The 4030-nt window shown below is 41.7% G+C and carries 2 protein-coding genes; both read right to left on the reverse strand.

What is annotated here, in order from left to right; all coding sequences use genetic code 11:
- Nucleotides 1-689: 689 nt before the first annotated feature.
- A complete protein-coding gene (locus AACW06_RS18820) occupies nt 690-1148 on the reverse strand; it encodes a hypothetical protein (RefSeq protein WP_054963682.1) in 459 nt (152 codons plus the stop codon).
- Between the two features lie 154 nt (nt 1149-1302).
- Nucleotides 1303-2178 (reverse strand): hypothetical protein, encoded by an 876-nt coding sequence (locus AACW06_RS18825; RefSeq protein ID WP_085319498.1) that lies wholly within the window; start codon nt 2176-2178, stop codon nt 1303-1305.
- Nucleotides 2179-4030 lie beyond the last annotated feature (1852 nt).

The raw sequence follows: 4030 nt of genomic DNA on the forward strand, positions 1-4030 counted from the left end.
GCGTTAAGTGGTGAGCAACGCGACCACAATCCTAAACCATTGCGCCTTAAACACAAAACTCAACCTAGAATCGAAACTCCCAAGCGTTGGGAATCCGTCTTAAACGCCTAGTTAGCTGCTGCACTTTCGCTAGCAAATCACGCCAAAATGCCTATTTTTAAACACATTATTGCTTTCAAACAGCAAAGTAAAACGGACAGCTGTGAAATTAAAACCTAATCCACGAAATGCGCTTGGCAAAGAAAAAATGACCGAGACAATCACCATTCCTGAGTTCGGTAATTTGCAAAGAATTCTATTGAAAAAGCCAACGACAAAGCACACGAAACGAATTTAGGCATTCATGAAATTCAAAAACAAAGAAGCCGCGCCAACGAACTTAACAAACACAACATTTCCCGTAAGCAGACTTTGTTAAGTTCAAACACTTCCCGAAAAGTGCCACTGGCGAGATAGTTGAGAAGCTGAGATTTGTCCGGTGTGTAGCTAGAAAACCGAAAGCCTTTCCACCCTAAATTCACCGTTTGTCTTAACCCCAGCTAACGCCCTGCTAAGTGGCTAGCAACGCAAACCACGACACTTAAACTAACCACCGTAAACACTGTACCAAACTAGAATTAAAATCGCCGAGCGTTGATAGTCCGTCTTAAGCAGATTGTTAGCTTTGTTATACGTTTTTCCACCGCTTGTCATCGCTTGGTCGACGAAAGAACATATTTTGCAATGATTATCGCCCCGAAAATTGCCGCAAGGTTTGCACCAATAACAATCAGTTGCCCACCATTGAAAAAGCCTAAGCTAAACTTTGAGCCAAACTTGGCTGAAAGGAAAAAGCTTTTATGGGTACTATAAATAAAATCAAGATGAAGGCCCGTAGCTACTTGATAGGTAATTATTGGTAAAGAAATCACAGGTATTTGAATCAGTTGAATGATCAATGCCTGAAATGCGACCTTTTTAGAACTTTTACCCTCTAAAACAAGGAGCCCTACAATTGACGACCAAACGTAAAATGCACAAATGGTGAATACAAGAGTCCACTGTTCAAGTGCTAGTTGTTGTGAAAAATAGCTAGCTACCGTCGCTAATCCAAGCACTCCGCCACCGATAGTGACGAATCCAATGTATCTTCTAACCCATAGTTCCAAAATATTAATCCTATTTCATTTAGACTAAGCTAACGCCCTGTTAAGGTGTGAGCAACGCAATACCAAAGCTCCTGCATAACACCTTAAACACTAAACGCAACGCATAGTAAAAATGCCACGCGTTGCGAATCACTCTTAAACAGATTGTTAGGTGCTAATTGCTCAATCGTGCTGGCTGAACGGCTTGAACTAATGCAGGTATATCGACATTGTTTAAACCACCTTTTTTTGCCTTGTTGTTCAGATAAGTGCCAAACTTCTCGGTGACATAAATATCGTCCATCCAACGGCGAAACTCCCCCAAAGCCTCGACAGGATAAATCCACGCCATTGGATCTTTTTGAGGAAAATCTTCTGGAAATACGTGGAGATGCTTTCGGCGAAGACCGTATTTTTGATCAAAGCAGTTACCGCTCCAATGCTTGCCCCAAGCCATACCAACGCTTATATCTGGCATGGTATTACAGTCAAAAGGCATACCACTTCTAATTCCGGATATTACCAAATTCGCAATTTCAGAAAAGACGCTGAAGTAACCTGATGGCAACTCGTTAAGTGTTATACGCTCATGAAAAGTTTTCCAATATAGTGGCAACGAGTCTTCAGGGTTGTAACCAGTGCGTTCATAAATGAATGTACGGAGAGTTAGCTTGGCAAGACTACGATAGTTGAGTTTTGCTTGCTCTTGAGGCGTTTGAGAGTCGAACGCATAGTATTCAAGGATTGCCATACAATTGACATCGTTGATTGCATGGTAGGTTTTCCCGTCAACCGTAATCGGAACATACAAACTACTTGGGTCACCTCCCTGCTCTCGAATAAGTTGCTCAATAGCTAGACCACGAGGCTTGAAGCGCAAATCTACTTCCCAGTCTTTTACAAGTGTGATTATTACACTTGGTGCGACACCACATAGAGCAGCCAGACCACGAGCACCAAGATAAGGGGTGCCGTTGTTCATGACTCCCATTTCAATGCCGTCAGGAGCTGTATGTTTTACCGAAGATAGCTGAAGGTTGTATTGTTCCATTTAGATTCCTTACGAATAGATACCCGCTTTTTATATGTGGTTTAATATGCAAGAAAACAAGTATGGGATACGATATTTTTAGCACCTAACGCCCAATTAAGTGGTGAACAACGCACTGGCCAAGCCGCTGCATTGCACCATAAAACACTTTACTCAACGCATAGTAAAACTGCCACGCGTTGAGAATCCACTTGAATTGCTTGTTATGTGAATTTTACCGTGAATTCAAAGTAAACCACCGTAGAAATGAAGAGATTTGAATAAGTTACGTACAAAAACGATGCTTACCAAAACCTAAATTTCACAGAGATCTTAGCCAAAGAGAGCCACTTACAGAATCAACAACAAAGAAAGCGCCCTTTCAGCCACAACAAAACCTTTTGCTTCACCAGACTTTCAGAGCTGAATGTCAGCAAACGAATCAGTCAAAAAGACATTTCAATTAAAGCGATTTAAAACCAACGAAACTCAACACAAACCAGCTCCAAAACGCAATTGAGGCAACCAAAGAACCTTGAAAACGATCAATATCAAGTTGTTCAAGAATCCATTTCGACCAAGCCAACTTGCCGAAAATACGGAACAAATTTTCAATGAAATCGTAGAATTAACCTTAAAAACTCATCCAACACATAACGCTGCGTTAAGTGGTGAGCAACGCGACCACAATCCTAAACCATTGCGCCTTAAACACAAAACTCAACCTAGAGCCGAAACTCCCAAGCGTTGGGAATCCGTCTTAAACGCCTAGTTAGCTGCTGCACTTTCGTTAGCAAATTACGCCAAAATGCCTAATTTGAAAAACATTATTGCTTTCAAACGGCAAAGTAAAACGGACAGCTGTGAAATTAAAACCCAATCCACGAAATGCCCTTGGCAAAGAAGAAATGACCGAGGAAATCACCATTCCTGAACTCGGTAATTTGCAAAGAATTCTATCGAAAAAGCCAACGACAAAGCACACGAAACGAATTTAGGCATTCATGAATTTCAACAACAAAGAAGCCACGCCAACGAACTTAACAAACACAACATTTCCCGTAAGCAGACTTCGTTAAGTTCAAACACTTCCCGAAAAGTGCCACTGGCGAGATAGTTGAGAAACTGAGATTTATCCGGTGTGTAGCTAGAAAACCGAAAGCCTTTCCACCCTTAATTCACAGCTTTTCTTAACCCCAGCTAACGCCCAATTAAGTGGTGAACAACGCACTGGCCAAGCCGCCGCATTGCACCGTAAAACACTTTACCTAACGCATAGTAAAACTGCCACGCGTTGAGAATCCACTTGAATTGCTTGTTATGTGAATTTTACCGTGAATTCAAAATAAACCACCGTAGAAATTAAGGAATTTGAATAAGTTACGTACAAAAACGATGCTGACCAACCCCTAAATTTCACAGCGTTCTGAGCCAAAGAGAGCCACTTACAGAATCAACCACAAAGAAAGCGCCCTTTCAGCCACAACAAAACCTTTTGCTTCACCAGACTTTCAGAGCTGAACTTCAGCAAGAGAGTCAGTCAAAAAGACATTTCAATTGAAGCGATTTGAAACTGACTAAACTCAACACAAGCCAGATCCAAAACTTAAGTGAGGCAACCCAAGAACCTTGAAAACGATCAATCTCAGATTGTTCAAGAATCCATTTCGACCAAGCCAACTTGCCGAAAACACGGAACGAATTCTCAATGAAATCGTAGATTTGACCTCAAAAACTCATCCAACACATAACGCCGCGTTAAGTGGTGAGCAACGCGACCACAATCCTAAACCATTGCGCCTTAAACACAAAACTCAACCTAGAATCGAAACTCCCAAGCGTTGGGAATCCGTCTTAAACGCCTAGTTAGCTG

This window comes from Vibrio sp. S12_S33 (genome assembly GCF_963889785.1).
Classification (GTDB): Bacteria; Pseudomonadota; Gammaproteobacteria; order Enterobacterales; family Vibrionaceae; genus Vibrio; species Vibrio aestuarianus.

Excerpts from the sequence above, each read along its gene's own strand:
- AACW06_RS18825 (WP_085319498.1), bottom strand. The coding sequence starts at position 2,178 with ATGGAACAATACAACCTTCAGCTATCTTCGGTAAAACATACAGCTCCT.